Origin of the sequence: Parvibaculum sp. (assembly GCF_035325945.1) — a bacterium.
GTDB lineage: Bacteria > Pseudomonadota > Alphaproteobacteria > Parvibaculales > Parvibaculaceae > Parvibaculum.
Genome location: NZ_DAOKYX010000043.1, coordinates 13,291 through 14,944, shown reverse-complemented (window position 1 = coordinate 14,944; position 1,654 = coordinate 13,291). Strand labels below are relative to the sequence as shown.

Genomic DNA, 1,654 nt, shown 5'->3' with positions numbered 1-1,654 from the left:
GCTTCGGCACGAAGTAGTACATCATGCCGAGGAAGCCCGCGGTCAGGAAGAAGCCCACCGCATTGTGGCCGTACCACCACTGGATCAGCGCATCCTGCACGCCCGAGAAGAGGGCATGGCTCTTGCTGCCGAAGACGGTCGCCGGAATCGACAAGTTATTGCCGAGATGCAGCATCGCGATGGTGACGATGAAGGCGAGATAGAACCAGTTCGCCACATAGATGTGCGGCTCCTTGCGCCGCATCACCGTGCCGAGGAAAACGAGCAGATAGGTGACCCAGACGATCGTCAGCCAGATGTCGGCGTACCACTCGGGCTCGGCATATTCGCGGCTCTCCGTCACGCCCATCAGATAGCCCGTGGCGGCGATGACGATGAAGAGGTTGTAGCCCCAGAAGACGAACCAGGGCGCAAGATTGCCGGCGAGCCGGGCGCGGCAGGTGCGCTGCACGACATAGAAGGACGTCGCAATGAGCGCGTTGCCGCCCATCGCGAAAATGACGCCGGACGTGTGGACGGGACGAAGCCTGCCGAAATTCAGATAGGCGAGGTCGAAGTTCAGCGCCGGAAAGGCCAGTTCGCTCGCGATATAGACGCCCGCGAGCATGCCCGCCACGCCCCAGAAGAGGGTCGCGATCACGCCAGCCTTGACGACATTGTCGTTGTAGCCGACGCCGTCATCGGCATCCGGGCGACGCTCGAGCGCCCGGAAATGGCGCACGCCGATCGCCATGATGGCGGTTGCGAAAGAGAGAGTGAAAACCCAGGCGTGAATCGCCATCGGAATGTCGACGGCTTTCGCCGCGACGATCAAACCCATGACAGCCCCAGCCGCCAACAGCAGAATGGCGAGATAGGATGAGGTTGTCATTGTTCCGTAGAGACGCTGTGCCGCCCCGCCCGAAACCGCCATGTGACGATCTCCTTCAAGTTATCCGTGGCATTCACCATGCCGACCGGCTTTCTACGATAGAATCCGGTAATGTACGTAGGGCGGTTCGCCGCTGCGGGAGATTGACGCAGTCACGAGATATTCAGCGCAGCGGGCATGGAACTTGCTTCACGCGCCACACACGAAACATCGGCAAGGCCAGCGAAAATATAAAGCGTCAGAGCTGAAGCTTCGCGCCGTTGTCCGACAATGCCCGATCGATCGTGCTCATCAACTGCTCCTCATCGACCGGCTTGTCGAGAAAGGCGAGCGCGCCAGACCTTTGCGCGCGAGCCCTGAGGCCCGCATCGCTGCGGCCGGTCATCATGATCGTCGGAATGTCGTTGTGCTTCTCGCGAAGCGTCTCGAGCAGTTCGAGGCCGCTCATGCCCGGCATGTGAAGATCGAGGAGGAGACAGCCTCCTTCCTCGCCATCGGCCGAGAGAAACGCGCCCGCGGAATCATACTCGCGGACGGTCAGGCCATGAGCCTCCAGCAAACTGCGCATGGAATCGCGCACCGCGTCGTCATCATCGACGACATGCACCATACGCTGCGAACCCATTCCTACCCATCCCTCAAAGGCGACCCCGCTTCTTATGGACAGATATAGGTGCGCGGCATTGTCCCGGATATACGGATTTCTCCCTAGGATCGGGCCATTTCACGCCAATCAACCGGCAAATTAAGGGAAATTCCGGCTCGCGGCACGCCGGCCGCCTT

Annotated in this window: 2 protein-coding genes; both read right to left on the bottom strand. The window is 60.5% G+C overall.

Going from position 1 to position 1,654, the window contains the following annotated elements:
* The coding region (locus tag PKA57_RS14130) for a cbb3-type cytochrome c oxidase subunit I (RefSeq protein ID WP_324301657.1) at nucleotides 1–871 on the bottom strand (871 nt) is incomplete at its 3' end.
* 238 nt (nucleotides 872–1,109) lie between these two features.
* Complete coding sequence (locus tag PKA57_RS14125; RefSeq protein WP_324301655.1) at nucleotides 1,110–1,496, bottom strand: response regulator; 387 nt, start codon at nucleotides 1,494–1,496, stop codon at nucleotides 1,110–1,112.
* Nucleotides 1,497–1,654: the final 158 nt, after the last annotated feature.